At 57.2% G+C, this 17,684-nt stretch carries 19 protein-coding genes; 7 read left to right on the forward strand and 12 right to left on the reverse strand.

Annotated elements, in window-relative coordinates:
- Positions 1–125: 125 nt before the first annotated feature.
- From artP to artJ, 5 genes are all read left to right on the forward strand, one after another.
- On the forward strand, positions 126–854 hold the full coding sequence (artP, locus tag N5C09_RS17920; RefSeq protein ID WP_279749582.1) for an arginine ABC transporter ATP-binding protein ArtP: 729 nt from the start codon (positions 126–128) through the stop codon (positions 852–854).
- Positions 855–872: 18 nt separating this feature from the next.
- A complete protein-coding gene (gene artI, locus N5C09_RS17925; RefSeq protein ID WP_063449221.1) occupies positions 873–1,604 on the forward strand; it encodes an arginine ABC transporter substrate-binding protein ArtI in 732 nt (243 codons plus the stop codon).
- A 6-nt stretch (positions 1,605–1,610) separates the two neighbouring features.
- Positions 1,611–2,327: an arginine ABC transporter permease ArtQ gene (gene artQ, locus N5C09_RS17930; protein ID WP_063449222.1), complete on the forward strand. Its 717-nt coding sequence runs from the start codon at positions 1,611–1,613 to the stop codon at positions 2,325–2,327.
- Complete coding sequence (artM, locus tag N5C09_RS17935) at positions 2,327–2,995, forward strand: arginine ABC transporter permease ArtM (protein WP_131637835.1); 669 nt, start codon at positions 2,327–2,329, stop codon at positions 2,993–2,995. Before artQ ends, artM begins: the two co-directional genes overlap by 1 nt.
- Positions 2,996–3,162: 167 nt before the next feature.
- The gene (artJ, locus tag N5C09_RS17940; protein ID WP_021240923.1) at positions 3,163–3,894 is read left to right on the forward strand and encodes an arginine ABC transporter substrate-binding protein ArtJ; all 732 of its coding nucleotides are present in this window, start codon (positions 3,163–3,165) and stop codon (positions 3,892–3,894) included.
- 75 nt (positions 3,895–3,969) lie between these two features.
- Here the strand turns inward: artJ and N5C09_RS17945 are convergent, their stop codons facing one another.
- The 11 genes from N5C09_RS17945 to nfsA all read right to left on the reverse strand — a co-directional run bounded on the left by N5C09_RS17945 (position 3,970) and on the right by nfsA (position 14,686).
- Positions 3,970–5,439, reverse strand: a complete 1,470-nt coding sequence (locus N5C09_RS17945; RefSeq protein WP_279749583.1) for an ATP-binding protein — start codon at positions 5,437–5,439, stop codon at positions 3,970–3,972.
- The gene (locus N5C09_RS17950) at positions 5,423–6,130 is read right to left on the reverse strand and encodes a response regulator transcription factor (RefSeq protein WP_063866230.1); all 708 of its coding nucleotides are present in this window, start codon (positions 6,128–6,130) and stop codon (positions 5,423–5,425) included. Before N5C09_RS17950 ends, N5C09_RS17945 begins: the two co-directional genes overlap by 17 nt.
- A gap of 72 nt (positions 6,131–6,202) precedes the next feature.
- Complete coding sequence (gene rlmC / locus N5C09_RS17955) at positions 6,203–7,330, reverse strand: 23S rRNA (uracil(747)-C(5))-methyltransferase RlmC (protein WP_279749584.1); 1,128 nt, start codon at positions 7,328–7,330, stop codon at positions 6,203–6,205.
- Positions 7,331–7,370: 40 nt separating this feature from the next.
- Positions 7,371–7,868 carry a YbjO family protein gene (locus N5C09_RS17960; protein ID WP_087878582.1) on the reverse strand — a complete coding sequence of 166 codons (498 nt, stop codon included), beginning with the start codon at positions 7,866–7,868 and terminating at the stop codon, positions 7,371–7,373.
- 42 nt (positions 7,869–7,910) lie between these two features.
- Positions 7,911–8,756: a putrescine ABC transporter permease PotI gene (gene potI / locus N5C09_RS17965; protein WP_063449228.1), complete on the reverse strand. Its 846-nt coding sequence runs from the start codon at positions 8,754–8,756 to the stop codon at positions 7,911–7,913.
- Positions 8,753–9,706, reverse strand: coding sequence for a putrescine ABC transporter permease PotH (potH, locus tag N5C09_RS17970; RefSeq protein ID WP_063866228.1), 954 nt, complete (start codon positions 9,704–9,706; stop codon positions 8,753–8,755). The genes potI and potH overlap by 4 nt, the downstream gene beginning before the upstream one ends.
- Positions 9,707–9,715: 9 nt before the next feature.
- Positions 9,716–10,849 (reverse strand): putrescine ABC transporter ATP-binding subunit PotG, encoded by a 1,134-nt coding sequence (gene potG / locus N5C09_RS17975; protein WP_017693732.1) that lies wholly within the window; start codon positions 10,847–10,849, stop codon positions 9,716–9,718.
- Between the two features lie 143 nt (positions 10,850–10,992).
- Positions 10,993–12,105 (reverse strand): spermidine/putrescine ABC transporter substrate-binding protein PotF, encoded by a 1,113-nt coding sequence (potF, locus tag N5C09_RS17980; protein ID WP_203465875.1) that lies wholly within the window; start codon positions 12,103–12,105, stop codon positions 10,993–10,995.
- 351 nt (positions 12,106–12,456) lie between these two features.
- On the reverse strand, positions 12,457–12,933 hold the full coding sequence (locus N5C09_RS17985; RefSeq protein ID WP_003858385.1) for a YbjN domain-containing protein: 477 nt from the start codon (positions 12,931–12,933) through the stop codon (positions 12,457–12,459).
- A 63-nt stretch (positions 12,934–12,996) separates the two neighbouring features.
- The gene (gene rimK / locus N5C09_RS17990; RefSeq protein WP_279749601.1) at positions 12,997–13,899 is read right to left on the reverse strand and encodes a 30S ribosomal protein S6--L-glutamate ligase; all 903 of its coding nucleotides are present in this window, start codon (positions 13,897–13,899) and stop codon (positions 12,997–12,999) included.
- Positions 13,900–13,963: 64 nt separating this feature from the next.
- Positions 13,964–14,686 carry a nitroreductase NfsA gene (nfsA, locus tag N5C09_RS17995; RefSeq protein WP_063449232.1) on the reverse strand — a complete coding sequence of 241 codons (723 nt, stop codon included), beginning with the start codon at positions 14,684–14,686 and terminating at the stop codon, positions 13,964–13,966.
- 185 nt (positions 14,687–14,871) lie between these two features.
- Here nfsA and N5C09_RS18000 point away from each other — a divergent pair, with 185 nt between their 5' ends.
- The gene (locus tag N5C09_RS18000; RefSeq protein WP_014169305.1) at positions 14,872–15,141 is read left to right on the forward strand and encodes a GrxA family glutaredoxin; all 270 of its coding nucleotides are present in this window, start codon (positions 14,872–14,874) and stop codon (positions 15,139–15,141) included.
- 35 nt (positions 15,142–15,176) lie between these two features.
- On the opposite strand, the gene N5C09_RS18005 is transcribed toward N5C09_RS18000, so the two are convergent.
- Entirely contained in the window at positions 15,177–15,551 is a 375-nt protein-coding gene (locus N5C09_RS18005; RefSeq protein WP_063449233.1) for an inner membrane protein YbjM, read from the reverse strand.
- A gap of 274 nt (positions 15,552–15,825) precedes the next feature.
- Between N5C09_RS18005 and N5C09_RS18010 the strand changes: the two genes are divergently transcribed.
- A complete protein-coding gene (locus N5C09_RS18010) occupies positions 15,826–17,511 on the forward strand; it encodes an aspartate:alanine antiporter (RefSeq protein WP_063866223.1) in 1,686 nt (561 codons plus the stop codon).
- Positions 17,512–17,684: the final 173 nt, after the last annotated feature.

The following is a 17,684-nucleotide window of genomic DNA, read 5'->3' on the forward strand; positions in this document are numbered from 1 at the left end:
TGTTTAAGAAGAAACACGGGTTATATTTAACTTTTAACGCAGAAATATTGCATAACTATTCTGTCAACGGTACTATCTGCGGCCTCAATTGCTATAGATTGCCTGGATGAGTAAAGACTGCCCCGATGAGTATTAAACTAAACGGCATTAACTGCTTCTACGGCGCACACCAGGCGCTGTTCGACATTACGCTGAGCTGCCCGGAGGGCGAAACGCTGGTTTTGCTCGGCCCAAGCGGCGCGGGAAAAAGCTCCCTTCTTCGCGTTCTGAATCTGCTTGAAATGCCCCGCTCGGGCACGCTGGCCATTGCCGGTAACCATTTTGATTTTGCGAAACCCCCTTCTGATAAAGCGATTCGTGAACTGCGTCAAAACGTGGGCATGGTTTTTCAGCAATACAATCTCTGGCCGCACCTGACCGTGGTACAAAACCTGATTGAAGCCCCGTGCCGCGTGCTCGGCTTAAGCAAGGATCAGGCGATGGCGCGTGCCGACAAGCTGCTGGAACGTCTGCGCCTAAAGCCCTACAGCGACCGCTATCCGCTTCACCTCTCCGGTGGTCAGCAGCAGCGCGTGGCAATTGCCCGTGCGCTGATGATGGAGCCGGCGGTGCTGCTGTTTGACGAGCCGACCGCGGCGCTGGATCCGGAAATTACTGCTCAGATCGTGAGTATTATTCGCGAGCTGGCGGAAACCAACATTACCCAGGTCATCGTGACCCACGAGGTGGAAGTGGCGCGCAAAACCGCCAGCCGCGTGGTCTACATGGAAAACGGGTATATCGTTGAGCAAGGTGACGCGAGCTGCTTCACCAACCCGCAAACCGATGCCTTCAAAAATTACTTATCTCACTGACGTGTTAGGGAAATTATAATGAAAAAAGTATTGATTGCCGCGCTGCTCGCTAGCGTCAGCCTTTCCGCTACCGCAGCCCAGACCATCCGTTTCGCCACCGAAGCGTCTTATCCTCCGTTTGAATCCATCGATGCGAACAATAAAATTGTTGGCTTCGACGTGGACCTGGCCAACGCCCTGTGTAAAGAGATCGACGCGACCTGCACCTTCAGCAACCAGTCGTTCGACAGCCTGATCCCGAGCCTGAAGTTCCGCCGCATCGACGCGGTGATGGCCGGCATGGACATCACCCCGGAGCGTGAAAAGCAGGTTCTGTTCACTGCGCCTTACTATGACAACTCTGCCCTGTTCATCGGTCAGAAAGGCAAATACGCTTCTGTCGATCTGCTGAAAGGCAAAAAGGTGGGCGTTCAAAACGGCACCACGCACCAGAAATTCATCATGGATAAGCATCCGGAAATCACCACCGTGCCGTATGACAGCTACCAGAACGCGAAGCTGGACCTGCAAAACGGTCGTATCGATGCGGTCTTCGGGGACACGGCTGTTGTGACTGAATGGCTGAAAGCGAACGACAAGCTGGCCGCCGTGGGTGACAAGGTGACCGATAAAGACTACTTCGGTACAGGTCTGGGTATTGCCGTACGTCAGGGCAACACCGAGTTGCAGCAGAAATTCAACGCTGCGCTGGAAAAAGTGAAGAAAGACGGCACCTACGAAACCATCTACAAAAAATGGTTCCAGAAGTAATTCCTGATGAATGAAATTTTTCCTTTAGCAAGCGCCGCCGGGATGACCGTCGGCCTTGCCGTTTGTGCACTGATTATCGGCCTAGTACTGGCGATGTTCTTTGCGGTGTGGGAGTCCGTTAAGTGGCGCCCTGTCGCATGGCTCGGTTCAGCGCTGGTAACCGTGCTGCGCGGGCTGCCGGAAATTCTGGTGGTCCTGTTTATCTATTTCGGTTCCTCACAGCTGCTGCTCACGCTGTCGGACGGCTTTACCCTTAACCTCGGCGTTGCGCAGATCCCGGTGCAGATGCAGATCGAGAACTTTGACGTCAGCCCGTTCCTGTGCGGCGTGATTGCGCTCTCCCTGCTCTATTCGGCCTATGCGTCACAAACGCTGCGCGGCGCGCTGAAGGCGGTGCCGCAGGGTCAGTGGGAATCCGGCCAGGCGCTGGGCCTGTCGAAAGCGGCGATCTTCTTCCGCCTGGTCATGCCGCAGATGTGGCGTCATGCCCTGCCGGGGCTGGGTAATCAGTGGCTGGTCCTGTTGAAAGATACCGCGCTGGTGAGCCTGATCAGCGTGAACGATTTGATGCTGCAAACCAAAAGCATCGCCACCCGTACGCAGGAGCCTTTTACCTGGTACATTGTGGCGGCAGCGATCTACCTGGCGATCACGTTGCTGAGCCAGTACGTTCTTAAGCGTATTGATCTGCGTGCAACGCGTTTTGAACGGAGACCAGGCTGATGCTGGACTATTTACCCGAACTGATGAAAGGGCTGCACACCAGCCTGACGCTGACCGTCGCGTCCATCATCGTGGCGCTGATTCTGGCGCTGATCTTCACCATCGTCCTGACGCTGAAAACGCCGGTGCTGGTGTGGATTGTACGCGGTTACATTACGCTGTTTACCGGTACGCCGCTGCTGGTGCAGATTTTCCTGATTTACTACGGCCCGGGGCAGTTCCCGTCGTTGCAGGAATACCCGGTGCTCTGGCACCTGCTCTCTGAGCCGTGGCTATGCGCCCTGATTGCCCTCTCGCTGAACAGCGCCGCCTACACCACGCAGCTGTTTTACGGTGCGATCCGCGCGATCCCGGAAGGCCAGTGGCAGTCCTGCGGCGCGCTGGGCATGAGCAAGAAGGACACGCTGGCGATCCTGCTGCCGTACGCCTTTAAGCGCGCGCTCTCTTCCTATTCCAACGAAGTCGTTCTGGTGTTCAAGAGCACCTCTCTGGCCTACACCATCACCCTGATGGAAGTGATGGGCCACGGGCAGCTGCTGTATGGACGCACCTACGACGTGATGGTGTTCGGTGCGGCCGGGCTGGTGTATCTGGTGGTCAACGGCCTGCTGACGCTGATGATGCGCCTGATCGAGCGTAAGGCGCTGGCATTCGAGCGGAGATCGTAGGCCGGGCCCGCCCGGCAGGAAATGCATAAACGTGAATACACGTGACGGATAACCTTTTGGTTATCCGTTTTTTTTTACCCACCATCTAATATTTAATCATTTATATTGCATATAAATTCATTAAATGGCATTGTACGTTCATAAGACCTACAGACGGGAGCAACACAATGAAAAAGTTAGTTCTGGCCGCATTACTGGCAACCTTCGCCGCTGGCGCGTCAGCCGCAGATAAAATCAATTTCGGCGTTTCTGCCACCTATCCGCCGTTTGAATCGCTGGATGCCAGCAACCAGATCGTCGGCTTCGACATCGACCTGGCGAAAGCGCTGTGCAAGCAGATGCAGGCCGACTGCACCTTTACTAACCACGCGTTTGACAGCCTGATCCCGTCCCTCAAGTTCAAAAAATACGATGCGGTGATCTCCGGTATGGATATCACCCCAGAGCGCAGCAAGCAGGTCGCGTTCACCGACCCGTACTACGCCAACTCTGCGGTGGTGATTGCGAAGAAAGGCGCGTACACCTCCTTTGACCAGCTGAAAGGCAAGCGCATCGGCATGGAAAACGGCACCACGCATCAGAAATACCTCCAGGACAAGCATCCTGAAGTCAAAACCGTAGCCTATGACAGCTATCAGAACGCGATTATCGACCTGAAAAATGGCCGTATTGACGGCGTATTCGGCGATACCGCCGTGGTGAACGAATGGCTGAAAACCAACCCGCAGCTGGGGACGGCGACCGAGAAAGTGACCGATCCGCAATACTTCGGTACAGGCCTCGGCATCGCGGTACGCCCGGATAACAAAGCCCTGCTGGAGAAACTGAACGGCGCGCTGAAAGCGATCAAGGCTGACGGTACGTACCAGAAAATCAGCGAGCAGTGGTTCCCGCAGTAATCGCTTTTTGCCGGGTGGTCTGGCCTACGGGGGTGGTCTGTAGGCCGGGTAAGCGCAGCGCCACCCGGCAATTTCTCACAGCGGCACAAAGAACCTGAACCGCGCCCCGCTTACGGACTCCATCAACCGGATCCCCCCGCCGTGCAGCTCCAGCATTCTTTTCACGATCAATAGCCCTAATCCGCCCCGGTTGTCCCGCGACGCCTGAGGATTTAACGCTGAAGGCCGCTGGAACAGATCGTCCCGCAAGGCCGCATCGACGCCCGCGCCGTTATCTTCCACTTCAACCTGCAACCGGTCGTTCTCCTGCCACACCGCCAGACGAATGTCTCCGCCCGGTGGCGTATGGCGTATCGCGTTATCCAGCAGATTCGTCACCACCCGTTCAATCATGGAGACGTCGGCGTTCACCAGCGGCAGCGGACCCGGCACATCAATATGCAGATTTAACTCCCGCGTGCGGGCGGCCAGCTCAAACTTCTGCGCCACGTCGGAAATCAGCTCGGCCATGGCAAAACGCTCGCGCTGGGGCTTGATGCCGCCGTGCTCAAGACGCGCCAGCTCAAACAGCTGCTGCGACAGATGGCGCACCTTTTGCCCCTGACGCAGCGCGGTGGCGAGGTACTGCTGGTGCTCCTGCGGCGTCAGCGTCGCGGATTTCAGCGACAGCGTTTCCAGATACCCCAGCAGCGAGGTCAGCGGCGTACGCAAATCGTGTGAAATATTGGCGATAAATTCGCGGCGCTGACGGTCGCTGTCGGCCAGCCGATCCCACTGAGAGGTGATTTTGCGCGCCAGCTCAATAAAGGTATTGCGCAGGATCGCCACTTCATCCTGGCCGGCAGGCGCCAGCGGCTGGCCCGCCAGCTGCTTGATCGCGCTGATGCTGTCCTGCTCCAGCCCGGCCACGTCCATCGTGAGTTGTTTGACCGGACGCGTCACCCAGTACCAGATGAGCACCCCCGCCAGCAGGCCAAACAGCGCCACCAGCAGCATGGACCACAGCGCCGTACTCCAGAGCGCTTTGTGCCAGGCCGTCTCCGCCAGCGCGTTGAACTCCTCCCCCTGCAAAATAATGTACAGATAGCCTTTCAGCTCGCCGTCCTGACGCAGCGGCGTGGCGCTGAAGATCTTTTTATTCTGGCTGCGGGGGTCGTCGCCCAGCACCGGCATCACCGTCCCGCTCAGGAAATTTTGAATCGGCGCGAGGTCAATTTTTTGCCGCTGGATGTGGCCCGGCGGGGCGGCATCGGCCAGGATTTCGCCATCCGGGGAGACAACATACAGCTCGACGCTCGGATTAAAGGTCATCAGCCGGTCGAACAGGGGCTTTAAGGCACTGCGATCCACCCTGCCCTGCGCGTCCAGAATCGGTTCCCGCTGGACGATCTGCTGCGCCAGGCCGCCGGAGAGCCGCTGCACCATGGCGTTGCCGTACTGCATGCTGCTGTAGAGCTGCACCGCACAGGCAACGGTAGCGCAGAGCAGCAATAACGCCGTAAACAGCAGCGTCAGGCGCTGGCTCAGGCTAAAGCGACGCATCATGGTTACGCTCCGCAAACTTATAGCCTTTGCCCCAGACGGTGCGAATGATTTCCGGCTCGGCGGCATCTTTCTCAATTTTGATGCGCAGGCGGTTGATGTGGGTATTGACGGTGTGCTCGTAGCCTTCGTGCTGATAGCCCCACACCTGTTCCAGCAGCGCCAGCCGCGAGAAGACCTCGCCGGGATGGCGGGCAAAGAAATAGAGCAGCTCAAATTCGCGCGGGGTGAGATCGACGTGTTGGCCGTTGAGACGCACGCTGCGCGCCAGCGGATCGATAGTCAGGCCGTGCGCCTGGATAATGCCGTCCGTCTGCGCCTGCCCCATCGCCTGCTGACGGCGGAACAGCGCCTTAATGCGGGCAATCAGCTCCTGCACCGAGAACGGTTTTGCCAGATAATCATCCGCCCCGGTTTCCAGGCCGGTAATACGATCGGTTTCACTGCTGCGGGCGCTAATGATGATAATGGGCAGGTAGCGGGTCATCTGGCGGATACGGCGGCAAATTTCCAGGCCGTCGACGTTCGGCAGCATCAGATCGAGGATCACCGCGTCCCACGGCTGTTTTTCCAGAAGCGGTAACGCCTTCCCCCCGTCCGGCTCGTGGGTAATGGTGTAGCCTTCGTCTTCTAAGTTGAGGCGCAGGAGCGCCGCAATATCGTGGTCATCTTCCACCAGCAGGATCTGCTTCATCGCTAAGCCTTTATACAATTTTTATGACGTAAGCTTACCTGATTTCGCAGGGATGAAGAGTTCACATTTTGTTTAAGATTTCACGAGCAACGTCAGCACTTCGTAATGCGCGGTGTGCGGGAACATATCAAAGAGCTGAACGCGCTCAATGCGGTAACCCGGCAGATTAGCGATATCTTTCGCCATAGTCTGTGCGTTACAGCTGGAATAAACGATGTACTTAGGCGCCATCTGGCTCAGGTAGTCGCACAGTGCCTGGCCGATGCCCCGGCGCGGCGGGTTCACCAGCACCAGCTCCGGCACGTTGCCCTGCCCGGTCGCGAACTGCGTGGAGTCCAGCGCCTGGAAGTGCAGATTGGTTAACCCCAGTTCAGCGGCGGACTGCTTTGCGCAGGCAATCGCTTCGGCGGAGATTTCAATGCCGGTGAGCTGCATGTCCGGCGTGGCGCAGTGCAGGCCAAAGCCGCCGACGCCGCAGAACAGATCCCACATGTGATGAACCTGTAACGCGCGCACCCAGTCGCGCGCGGTGGCGTACAGCGCGCTGGCGACGGTGGGGTTAGTCTGGAAGAAACTTTGCGGACGGATCCACAGCGGCACGCCGTTAAAGTTCTCCGCCAGCGCATGCTGTTCGGTGAAGAAAATCTCTTTCTCCCCTTCCATAATCGCCATGTGCACCGGCTGAATGTTGGCCGTGATCACCCGCAACCGCGGAAGCTGGGTCTGCAATGCCGGCAGCGCTGCACGCAGCTGCTCCAGCTTGCTCTCTGAGCGCAGCACGAAGCGCAGCATCATGCCGCCGTCGATCTGGCTTTCGGTCAGCAGGAGGTATTTCAGCTCGCCGCGCCTGCGGGCAACGTTATAGGGCGTTAACCCCGCGCGGGCGATAAACGGCTTCAGTGCGGCAAACACCGGTTCAAACGAAGCGGGATACAGCGGGCAGGCGGTAAGATCTTCCGGCGTGCCATCACGGTGCAGCATGCCCAGCAGCGGCTTTTCGACGCTGCCGCTGACCACCATTTTGGCTTTATTACGAAAGCCCTGCTCCGGCCCGCTGACGGGTGCGCACCACTCGCCCACCGCGTGACCGGCAAGCAGCTGCTGTAAATCGGCCATTTTGGCGGTGAGTTGTTGAGAGACCGGCTGTTCTATCCACTGACAGGAGCGGCAGCGACCGGCGTCATAGAGTGCGCACTGCATATGAAAACCTCAAGGAAAACGAGGGCTGCGATTATACACATTATTGCAGGCGGAAGAACCGCCGACTGGAGGCGGGAACATAGAGCAGGCAGAGCACCAGCATGTCCGGCAATTTCTGCATCACTAAGGAATGGAAAATCTCGCGGCGGGAACCGCCGGGAATGCTGAACAGCTCCGGATAGCCGTAGCCCAGCGAGGCGGCCCACAGATAGCTGGCGGCGGTGATCTGCGTAAGAAAATAGACCCAGCGCGCCCAGTTGCGCCCCTTTACCAGCGAGAACGCGCAGTAGATCTCAATAAACACCAGCATCAGGCTACTGAGAAACACCAGCGTCAGATTCCACGTCTGCGCGCTGCGATGAATGAACTCCCCCATGCCCCGCGGGCCCAGCGTGTTCATAATCATCAGCACATCCAGGCAGCGGATCATAATAATGGCGAGCGCCGCCACCTGAACCAGCGCAGGGACGTTCGGACGGGCGTGCGAATGACGTGTTTTTTGCAAGAATCCCAATGTTTTTACTTCCCTGAAAAACAGTGCCGCGTCATACGCGGCACATCACTGGAAATAATAATTCCTTCAGCCGCGTCTTGCACGCTGGATATCGCGAACGCGCTGCTTTTCCGCGCGCGCCATCAAATACCAGGCGATAAATCCGACAATTCCGACCACGCCAAGGATGATAGACGCCAGGGCGTTAATCTCCGGATTCACCCCCATGCGCACGCTGGAGAAGACCAGCATCGGCAGCGTCGTCGCGCCCGGCCCCGAGACAAAGCTGGCGATAACCAGATCGTCGAGCGAGAGCGTGAACGCCAGCAGCCAGCCGGAGATGACCGCCGGCATAATCATCGGCAGCGTGATGATGAAGAAAACCTTCAGCGGCGTGGCGCCGAGATCCATCGCCGCCTCTTCAATGGAGCGGTCCAGCTCGCGCAGACGCGAGGAGATCACCACCGCCACGTACGCCGTACAGAAGGTCACGTGCGCCAGCCAGATGGTAAGCATCCCGCGATCCGCCGGCCAGCCGATAGCGTGCGCCAGCGCCACAAACAGCAGCAGCAGCGACAGGCCGGTGATCACGTCCGGCATCACCAGCGGCGCGGTGATCATAAACGCAAAGCCGTTGGCCCCGCGGAAGCGGCCAAAGCGCACCATCACCAGCGCGGCAATCGTGCCCAGCACGCAGGCCATCGTCGCCGCCAGCGCTGCAATGGTCAGGCTTAATCCGACCGCGCTCATCATCGCCTCGTCGTGGAACAGCGCGCTATACCAGCGCGTTGACCAGCCCGCCCAGACGGTCACCAGCTTTGAGCTGTTGAACGAGTAGATCACCAGCATCAGCATCGGCGCGTACAGGAAGGTGAAGCCAATCACCAGGATCAGAATGCGCCACGGAGAGCGTACTACCGGCAAGTTGTTCATCCGCGATCTCCCATCTGTTTCTGCTGATGCTTGTGGAACCACATGATCGGCACGATCAGCAGCAGCAACATGACGATCGCCACCGCCGAGGCCACCGGCCAGTCGCGGTTATTGAAGAACTCCTGCCACAGCACGCGGCCAATCATGATGCTGTCCGGTCCGCCAAGCAGTTCCGGGATCACAAACTCCCCGACCGCCGGGATAAACACCAGCATCGACCCGGCAATGATCCCGCCTTTGGTCAGCGGCACGATCACGCTGAAGAAGGTCTTCAGCGGCCGCGCGCCGAGATCCAGCGAGGCTTCCACCAGCGAGTAGTCAATGCGCGTCAGGGCGGTGTAAATCGGCAGCACCATAAACGGCAGGTAGGCGTAAACAATCCCGATATACACCGCGAGGTTGGTGTGCAGGATGGTCAACGGCTGATCGATGACGCCAAGCCACAGCAGAAAGTTATTCAGGATGCCGTTATTTTTCAGGATCCCCATCCAGGCGTATACGCGGATCAGGAACGACGTCCACGACGGTAAAATCACCAGCAGCAGCAAAATGTTTCGCGTTGACGGCTTGCTGTGCGCCACCGCCCACGCCAGCGGGTAGCCCATCAGCAGACAGCATATCGTCGAGACGGCGGCTACCTGCAACGACTGTAAATAGGCTTCGAAATAGAGCGGATCCTCGGTGAGCTGAAGGAAGTTGCCCAGATTCAGCGTCAGCGTCAGCTGCCCGTCGGCCCACTCCCACAGATCGGTGTACGGCGGGATCGCCCGCGCCATCTCCGCCAGGCTGATCTTAAAGACGATCAGGAACGGCAGCAGAAACAGCAGGATCAGCCAGATATACGGCATGGCGATGACCAGCTTGCGGCCATGCGCCATCTGCACGCGCGCCAGCCAGCGCGCGAAACCGCCCGGTGTTTTGACGCGGGCTGGAGGTTCAAGTGTACTCATGGCCGCTCCTTATACCGTCAGTACGACGCAGCTGTCCGCATCCCAGCACAGACTCACTTCGTCGCCCCAGGTTGGCTGTCCCTTGCGATACCGGTGCTCGTTCTGTAGCTGGGCGCTGAGCATCTGCCCGCTTTTCAGGCGGACGTGATAAATCGACAGGTCGCCGAGATAAGCAATGTGTACCACTTCGCCCACGGCAAAGTTATAGCCATCGGCGGGCGGCTCATCGCAGAGCATGATTTTTTCCGGGCGCAGGGCCACGTAGACCGGCACGTTGTCCACCACGGAGTTGTCAGAGTCGACCTTCAGCGGGTGCACCAGCCCCGGCGATTCAATCACCAGGCCATCGTCCTGACGCTCCTTCAGCAGCCCTTCGAAGACGTTCACCGAGCCGATAAACTCCGCGCTGTAGCGGGTGGTCGGGTGCTCGTAGATCTCTTCCGGCTCGCCAATCTGCACGAATTTACCGCGATTCATGATCGCAATGCGCCCGGCCATGGTCATCGCCTCTTCCTGGTCGTGGGTCACCATCACACAGGTCACGCCCACGCGCTCGAGGATATCCACCACTTCCAGCTGCATCCGGTCGCGCAGCTTTTTATCCAGGGCGCCCATCGGCTCGTCGAGCAGCAGCAGCTTTGGACGCTTCGCCAGGCTTCTTGCCAGCGCCACGCGCTGACGCTGGCCGCCGGAAAGCTGGTGCGGCTTGCGCTTCGCGAACTCCTGCATGTGCACCAGGCTCAGCATCTCCGCCACGCGCGCGGTGATTTCGGCTTTCGGCAGCTTGTCCTGCTTCAGGCCGAAGGCGATATTCTGCTCGACGGTCATGTGCGGAAACAGCGCGTAGGACTGAAACATCATGTTTATGGGCCGCTGGTACGGCGGCACGCTGGAGAGATCAACGCCGTCCAGCACTATCTGCCCGGCGGTCGGCTGTTCAAACCCGGCGAGCATGCGCAGCAGCGTGGACTTACCGCAGCCCGATGCGCCGAGCAGAGCGAATATTTCGCCTTTGTAGATCGTCAGGCTGACGTCGTCCACGGCATGCTGGCCGTCGAAGGATTTGGTGAGGTTACGAATTTCAAGAAGCGGGGTCAGCGCTTTACGGACTTTCGCCTGCGGGCGGGGGATCGCGTCATTCACGGGGTGCTCTCCGGCATAGATCAACACTGGTGCAAACGCACCGTCAGGGTGCGCATCGCCGGGCGGCGCTAACGCATGCCCGGCCTACGGGTTGTGTCGGCCCGGTAAGCATTAGCGCCACCGGGCAACGATATCAAACGCCGTTACTTACCGCTTTTCACCTTCGTCCACGCGCGGGTGCGCACGCGGTCGATCTTAGGCTCCTGCACCTTCAGGGTGAACAGCTTGGCAAAGACGTCCGCTGGCGGATAGATCGCCGGGTTATTGCGGATCGCCTCGCTGACCATCGGCACGGAGGCCTTGTTACCGTTAGCGTAGTAAACGTGGTCGCTAATGTGGGCAATCACTTCCGGACGCATCAGGTAGTTGAGGAACTGATACGCTTCCTCTTTGTTTTTCGCATCAGCCGGCATGGCGAAGACGTCAAAGAACGCCAGCGCGCCCTCTTTCGGAATGAAGTAGGAAACATTCACGCCGTTTTTCGCCTCTTTCGCACGGTTCGCCGCCTGCCAGACGTCACCCGCCCAGCCGATCGCCACGCAGATATCGCCGTTCGCCAGGTCGTTGATGTACTGAGAGGAGTGGAAGTAGCGAATATTCGGACGCAGCTTCAGCAGCAGGTCGGTTGCCGGACCGGTGTAGTCGTCGGCCTTGCTGCTGTTGGGATCTTTGCCAAGGTAGTTAAGCACGGTGGCAAAAATTTCTTCCGGCGCATCGAGGAAAGAGACGCCGCAGCTTTTGAGCTTTTCAAGGTTTTCCGGCTTCAGCACCACGTCCCAGCTGTCCAGCTTGACGTCCGGGCCCAGCGCGGCTTTGACCTTATCCACGTTAAAGCCGATGCCGGTGGTCGCCCACAGGTATGGCATCGCGTATTTATTCTCCGGATCGTGCTTAGCCACCAGCTTCAGCACCTCCGGGTCGAGGTTTTTCCAGTTGGGTAATTTGCTCTTATCCAGCGGCTGGAAAACGCCGGCGGTCAGCTGACGCTCAAGGAAACTTGCCGACGGCACAACCAGGTCAAAGCCGGTGCTGCCCGCCATCAGTTTACCTTCCAGCACTTCGTTGGAATCGAATACGTCGTAGACCACTTTAATGCCGGTCTCTTTTTCAAAATTGGCGACGGTGTCCGGCGCAATATAGTCAGACCAGTTATAGACGTGCAGCGTTTTTTGTTCCGCAGCGAGCGTACCGGCAGAGACGGCCATCAGAGCACCCGCAACCAGACCCGATAACCATTTTTTATTCAAGGCGATCATATTGTTATTCCTTCTGAAAGCTCGTTAACAAACGAACCAAAACTGTGCAGCCTGAAGATATGCAATAATCATGCATAGTTTGTCGCTCTGCCCGAAATAAATATAACCCCCTTTTTCCGGCAGGATCCGCTCGCTTTTTTAAGCATCGCAAGAATAACTGTAGCCCGTGTCTCCGGCTATAGCCCAGACGAAAAAACGCCTTTTATCAATTTTTTATGCAGATTATGTCTACGTGATAAGCCGAAACGGCCTGAGAGGAGGTGAAAAATTCTTTAAAGAAAGGTTAAAAGCAGCAGAAAAAACGGTGTTATGCAGCCGCTCTGGCAGCGACTGCGCAAAAGTCAGACGGCCTTAGTGGAGAAAATTGGGAGATGCATCATTATTCTCAGCATCATCTTCCGCGCTGTACAGCAGGTGGTGTGCGTTGGCTTCCATCATTACCATGGAAATCTGCTCTTCGCTCAGGCGCATAAACCAGGCGAACTGCTTGAAGGAGAGCCCGGCGCCGGAGAATAAAGACTGGCAAACCACCAGCTTCGGCAGGTTATCATCCTGTATGTCGAGAAACGCTTTGACCGTCAGAGAACTGGCGTTAATTGCAGACAGATCGGACGCCAGCGCCAGCAGCGCAGAAGGCTTCACTTCGGCCAGCGCCGAGAAAAGAATGACGTCGTTAATCAGATCGATTTTGGCATCAAAAATGCCGTCGAAATTTTGCATGTGAGGCAGATGCAGCGCCTGGCAGGAGTCGCATTCGAAGAAAGTAATACCGGCATCATCGAGCCATTGACGTAACGTATCCAGTGTAGGTACGACCTGTAAATCCATCGCTGTGCAGCCTCTTAAATAAAAACGTTGTCCAGATTACGCAAAAAGTGCGCGCCGATCCATTTAACCGCCCGTTTTCAGGCAAAATCCCGGCGTTGCGTGGCGTTCAATCCACGCGATCATTTTACCTGCAATATCGACGCCCGTGGTTTTTTCCACCCCTTCCAGCCCCGGCGAGGCGTTGACCTCCATCACCAGCGGCCCGCGCTCGGCCCGCAGCAGATCGACCCCCGCAACGTCCAGGCCTAACGTCTGTGCGGCTTTCACCGCGATCGTACGCTCGCGCTCGCTGATAATGGCCACCCGCGCAATGCCGCCGCGGTGCAGGTTCGAGCGGAAGTCGCCCTCTTTCGCCTGCCGCTCAATGGCAGCCACCACTTCATCGCCCACCACAAAGCAGCGGATATCGCACCCTTTGGCCTCTTTAATATATTCCTGCACCAGAATATGGGCATTCAGACCGCGAAACGCGTCAATCACGCTTTCAGCCGCCTGACGCGTCTCCGCCAGTACCACCCCGATTCCCTGCGTGCCCTCCACCAGCTTTATGACCAGCGGCGCACCGCCCACCATATCGATCAAATCGCTGGTGTCGTCCGGGGAGTGGGCAATCCCGGTGACAGGCAGATCGATCCCCTGGCGCGCCAGCAGCTGTAGCGAGCGCAGTTTATCGCGGGCGCGGGAAATCGCCACGGACTCGTTGAGCGGATAGCTTCCCAGCATTTCAAACTGGCGCAGCGCAGCCGTGCCGTAATAGGTGATCTGGGAGCCAATGCGGGGGATCACCGCATCGAAGTGCGGCAGCTTGCGGCCCTTGTAGTGAATCGACGACGCCGCGGGGTCGATGTTCATATAGCAGGACATCGGATCGAGGATCTCAATCTGATGCCCGCGCTTCGCCGCCGCTTCTCGCAGACGTTTACATGAATAGAGCGTTCCATCCCGGGACAATATGGCAATCTTCACCCTGCACCTCTCTAAAGACATGGTAAAAGCCTGCCTATCATACACGAGGCGCGGGAGGAATGGACTACCGCGTTGCCCAGCCCTGCTTGTGCAGGTAATCAAGAATGAACGGGCGGCTCTCCTTGATAATGGTACGACGAATATGGTCGCTCCAGGTGTCGCGACGGTTGTTGCTGTCGCGCGTCAGGTAGTAGTTCGCCAGCTCTTCGTCGTATTGATTCAGAACGTCCTGGTCGACCGGCTGGTAGTGGTTTTCATGCACCAGCATCGCGGCAGGAATACGCGGCTTCAGATCCGGGTTGTCCGCCGGCCAGCCGAGGCACAGGCCAAACAGCGGCAGCACGTGTTTCGGCAGCTTCAGCAGCTCGGTCACGCTTTCGATGTTGTTGCGCAGCCCGCCGATATACACCCCGCCAAGCCCCAGCGATTCCGCCGCCGTGAAGGCATTTTGTGCCATCAGCGCCGTATCGACCACGCCCAGCAGCAGCTGTTCCGCCAGCCCCAGCTCCGCCTCAGGGCAGATTTGCAGGTGACGGTTAAAATCGGCGCAGAACACCCAGAACTCGGCTGCCTGGGCAACGTGCTTTTGTCCCCCCGTGAGCGTCACCAGCTGTTCACGCATCGCCGGATCGGTGATGCGGATAATCGAGCTGCACTGCAAAAAGCTGGAGCTGGAGGTGCCGCGCGCGCTATCGATGATCGCTTCCCGCTGTGCCTGAGTAATTGGCTCATCGGTAAAATGGCGAATGGAACGGTGGGAACGAAGCAGGTCAATGGTTGGCGTCATTTTGTCTCTCTTTGTATTGCGTAAAACGTATGGCAGCCAGTATAGGCAATGATCCCCATGATGTAATTGGCGAAACATAGCCTGACTGTATCAAAGTGACAGGTGAAACCTTCTTTCCATGACGACAGGTTATCGTGCACTATAGGCATTATTCGCCGTCAGGCTTGTTTTTTGAGGAGAGAGAAATGTTTGCAGTAATTTTTGGTCGTCCAGGATGCCCTTACTGTGTGCGCGCGAAAGAGCTGGCTGAGAAACTGACTGAAGAACGTGATGATTTTAACTTCCGCTACGTGGATATCCACGCGGAAGGCATCAGCAAAGCCGATCTGGAAAAAACCGTGGGTAAACCGGTTGAAACCGTGCCGCAGATCTTCCTCGACCAGAAACACATCGGCGGCTGCACCGATTTTGAAGCCTACGCCAAAGAGCACCTTGGCCTGTTTGCCGCTCAGTAAGGCAATCCGAAGACGCCCTCACCCTGAGGGCGTTTTTATTTACGGTGCTTCCGCTGTTGCAGCAGGCTGCGCGTAAATAAGAAACACAGCGCGCCCAGCGCACACCAGAAAACGCCGCTCAACAACCACGCCACTTCCTGCCAGACGCTTCTCGACGAGAGAAACAGCACGCGCATCAGAAGCAAGCAGATGGGCGCCGCAAGGATTGCCCCCAGAAGCGGCATCACCACCTCGCCTTTGCGCGAGAGAAAACTGGCCACAGCCCCCGGCAGAATGAAAAACAGCAGGCCCAGCTCCGGATGACCGGACGCTCTGAAGGCGCCCTTCACGTTAAATGCAAGCGACATGCAAACGACCGTAAACAGCAAAAAACAGCTGATTACGCCAGCCCAGTTTCGTTTAAAGTTCAAACTATCCTCCTGACTTATCTCTATCAAATACAAAAATCGTCCGGTGGACGCCCAGTCAGATAAAGCATTGCGGCAATCCTTGCCAAAACACGCACGGAAGTCGTGCGATAATAGGTGGCTGTCGGTAGCTATTACGATTAAACTAACCGCCTGCTAGTGTTTAGGGTATTTATCAGGAAGCAGGGAGAGTCTCAGTGATTCCCTGACTCTGAAAACAGTAGCCCAAATAGTCCTTTCATTCAACAACTTACTGGTAAACAAGAAGTTAGCCTCCGTGAATATAAACGTCGCAGACTTGTTAAATGGGAATTACATCCTGTTATTATTTGTGGTACTGGCACTGGGCCTTTGTCTGGGTAAATTGCGCCTGGGTTCAGTTCAACTTGGTAATTCCATTGGCGTTTTAGTCGTCTCGCTGTTATTAGGTCAGCAACATTTCAGTATTAACACGGACGCGCTTAACTTAGGTTTCATGCTGTTTATTTTTTGCGTAGGCGTGGAAGCCGGCCCGAACTTTTTTTCGATTTTCTTCCGTGATGGCAAAAATTATCTGATGCTGGCGCTGGTGATGGTCGGCAGCGCGCTGCTGATTGCGTTAGGGCTGGGCAAACTGTTTGGCTGGGACATCGGCTTAACGGCCGGTATGCTGGCCGGCTCGATGACCTCCACGCCGGTGCTTGTGGGTGCCGGGGACACGCTTCGTCATTCTGGCATGGCAGGCACGCCGCTTTCCGTCGCGCTGGACAACCTGAGCCTGGGCTATGCCCTGACCTATCTGATTGGTCTGGTAAGCCTGATTGTTGGCGCGCGCTATCTGCCGAAACTTCAGCATCAGGATCTCCAGACCAGCGCCCAGACCATTGCCCGCGAGCGCGGCCTGGACACGGACTCCAAACGTAAGGTTTACCTGCCCGTGATCCGCGCGTACCGGGTCGGCCCGGAGCTGGTTGCCTGGACCGACGGGAAAAACCTGCGCGAACTTGGGATCTACCGTCAGACCGGCTGCTACATCGAACGAATTCGTCGTAACGGTATTCTGGCTAACCCGGACGGTGACGCGGTGCTCCAGATGGGCGATGACATCGCCCTTGTCGGCTACCCGGACGCCCACGCGCGTCTCGATCCCAGCTTCCGCAACGGGAAAGAGGTGTTCGACCGCGATCTGCTGGACATGCGTATCGTCACCGAAGAGATTGTGGTAAAAAACCACAACGCCGTGGGCCGCCGTCTGGCACAGCTGAAGCTGACCGACCACGGCTGTTTCCTCAACCGCGTGATCCGCAGCCAGATTGAAATGCCTATCGACGATAACATTGTGCTCAATAAAGGCGATGTGTTGCAGGTCAGCGGCGATGCCCGACGTGTCAAAACCGTTGCCGATCGTATCGGCTTTATCTCCATTCACAGCCAGGTGACGGACCTGTTAGCGTTCTGCGCCTTCTTCATTGTCGGCCTGATGATTGGGATGATCACCTTCCAGTTCAGCAACTTTAGCTTCGGCATCGGTAACGCTGCCGGCCTGCTGTTCGCCGGGATCATGCTGGGCTTCCTGCGAGCGAACCATCCGACCTTCGGCTATATCCCTCAGGGGGCGCTGAACATGGTGAAAGAGTTCGGCCTGATGGTCTTTATGGCGGGTGTCGGCTTAAGCGCCGGGAGCGGCATTGGCAACGGACTGGGCGCTGTCGGCTGGCAAATGTTGCTTTCCGGACTTGTCGTCAGCCTGGTGCCGGTGGTGATCTGCTTCCTGTTCGGTGCCTACGTGCTGCGCATGAACCGCGCCCTGCTCTTCGGCGCGATGATGGGCGCGCGTACCTGCGCACCGGCGATGGAAATCATCAGCGACACCGCGCGCAGCAATATCCCGGCGCTGGGCTATGCAGGCACATACGCGATCGCAAACGTGCTGCTGACGCTGGCAGGTACGCTGATCGTCATTATCTGGCCTGGACTCGGATAAGTCTCAAGTTTGCGCGTGGCTGAAAAAATTTTCGTTACGTGCAGAACTTTTTACACAGGTCACAGTCATAACTATTGCCACTGCTTTTCTTTGATGTCCCCAATTTGTGGAGCCCATCAACCCCGCCGTTTTGGTTCAAGGTTGATGGGTTTTTTGTTGTCTGAAGTTCGTGA

Source organism: Enterobacter sp. GD03975, from assembly GCF_029838645.1.
Classification (GTDB): domain Bacteria; phylum Pseudomonadota; class Gammaproteobacteria; order Enterobacterales; family Enterobacteriaceae; genus Enterobacter; species Enterobacter quasihormaechei.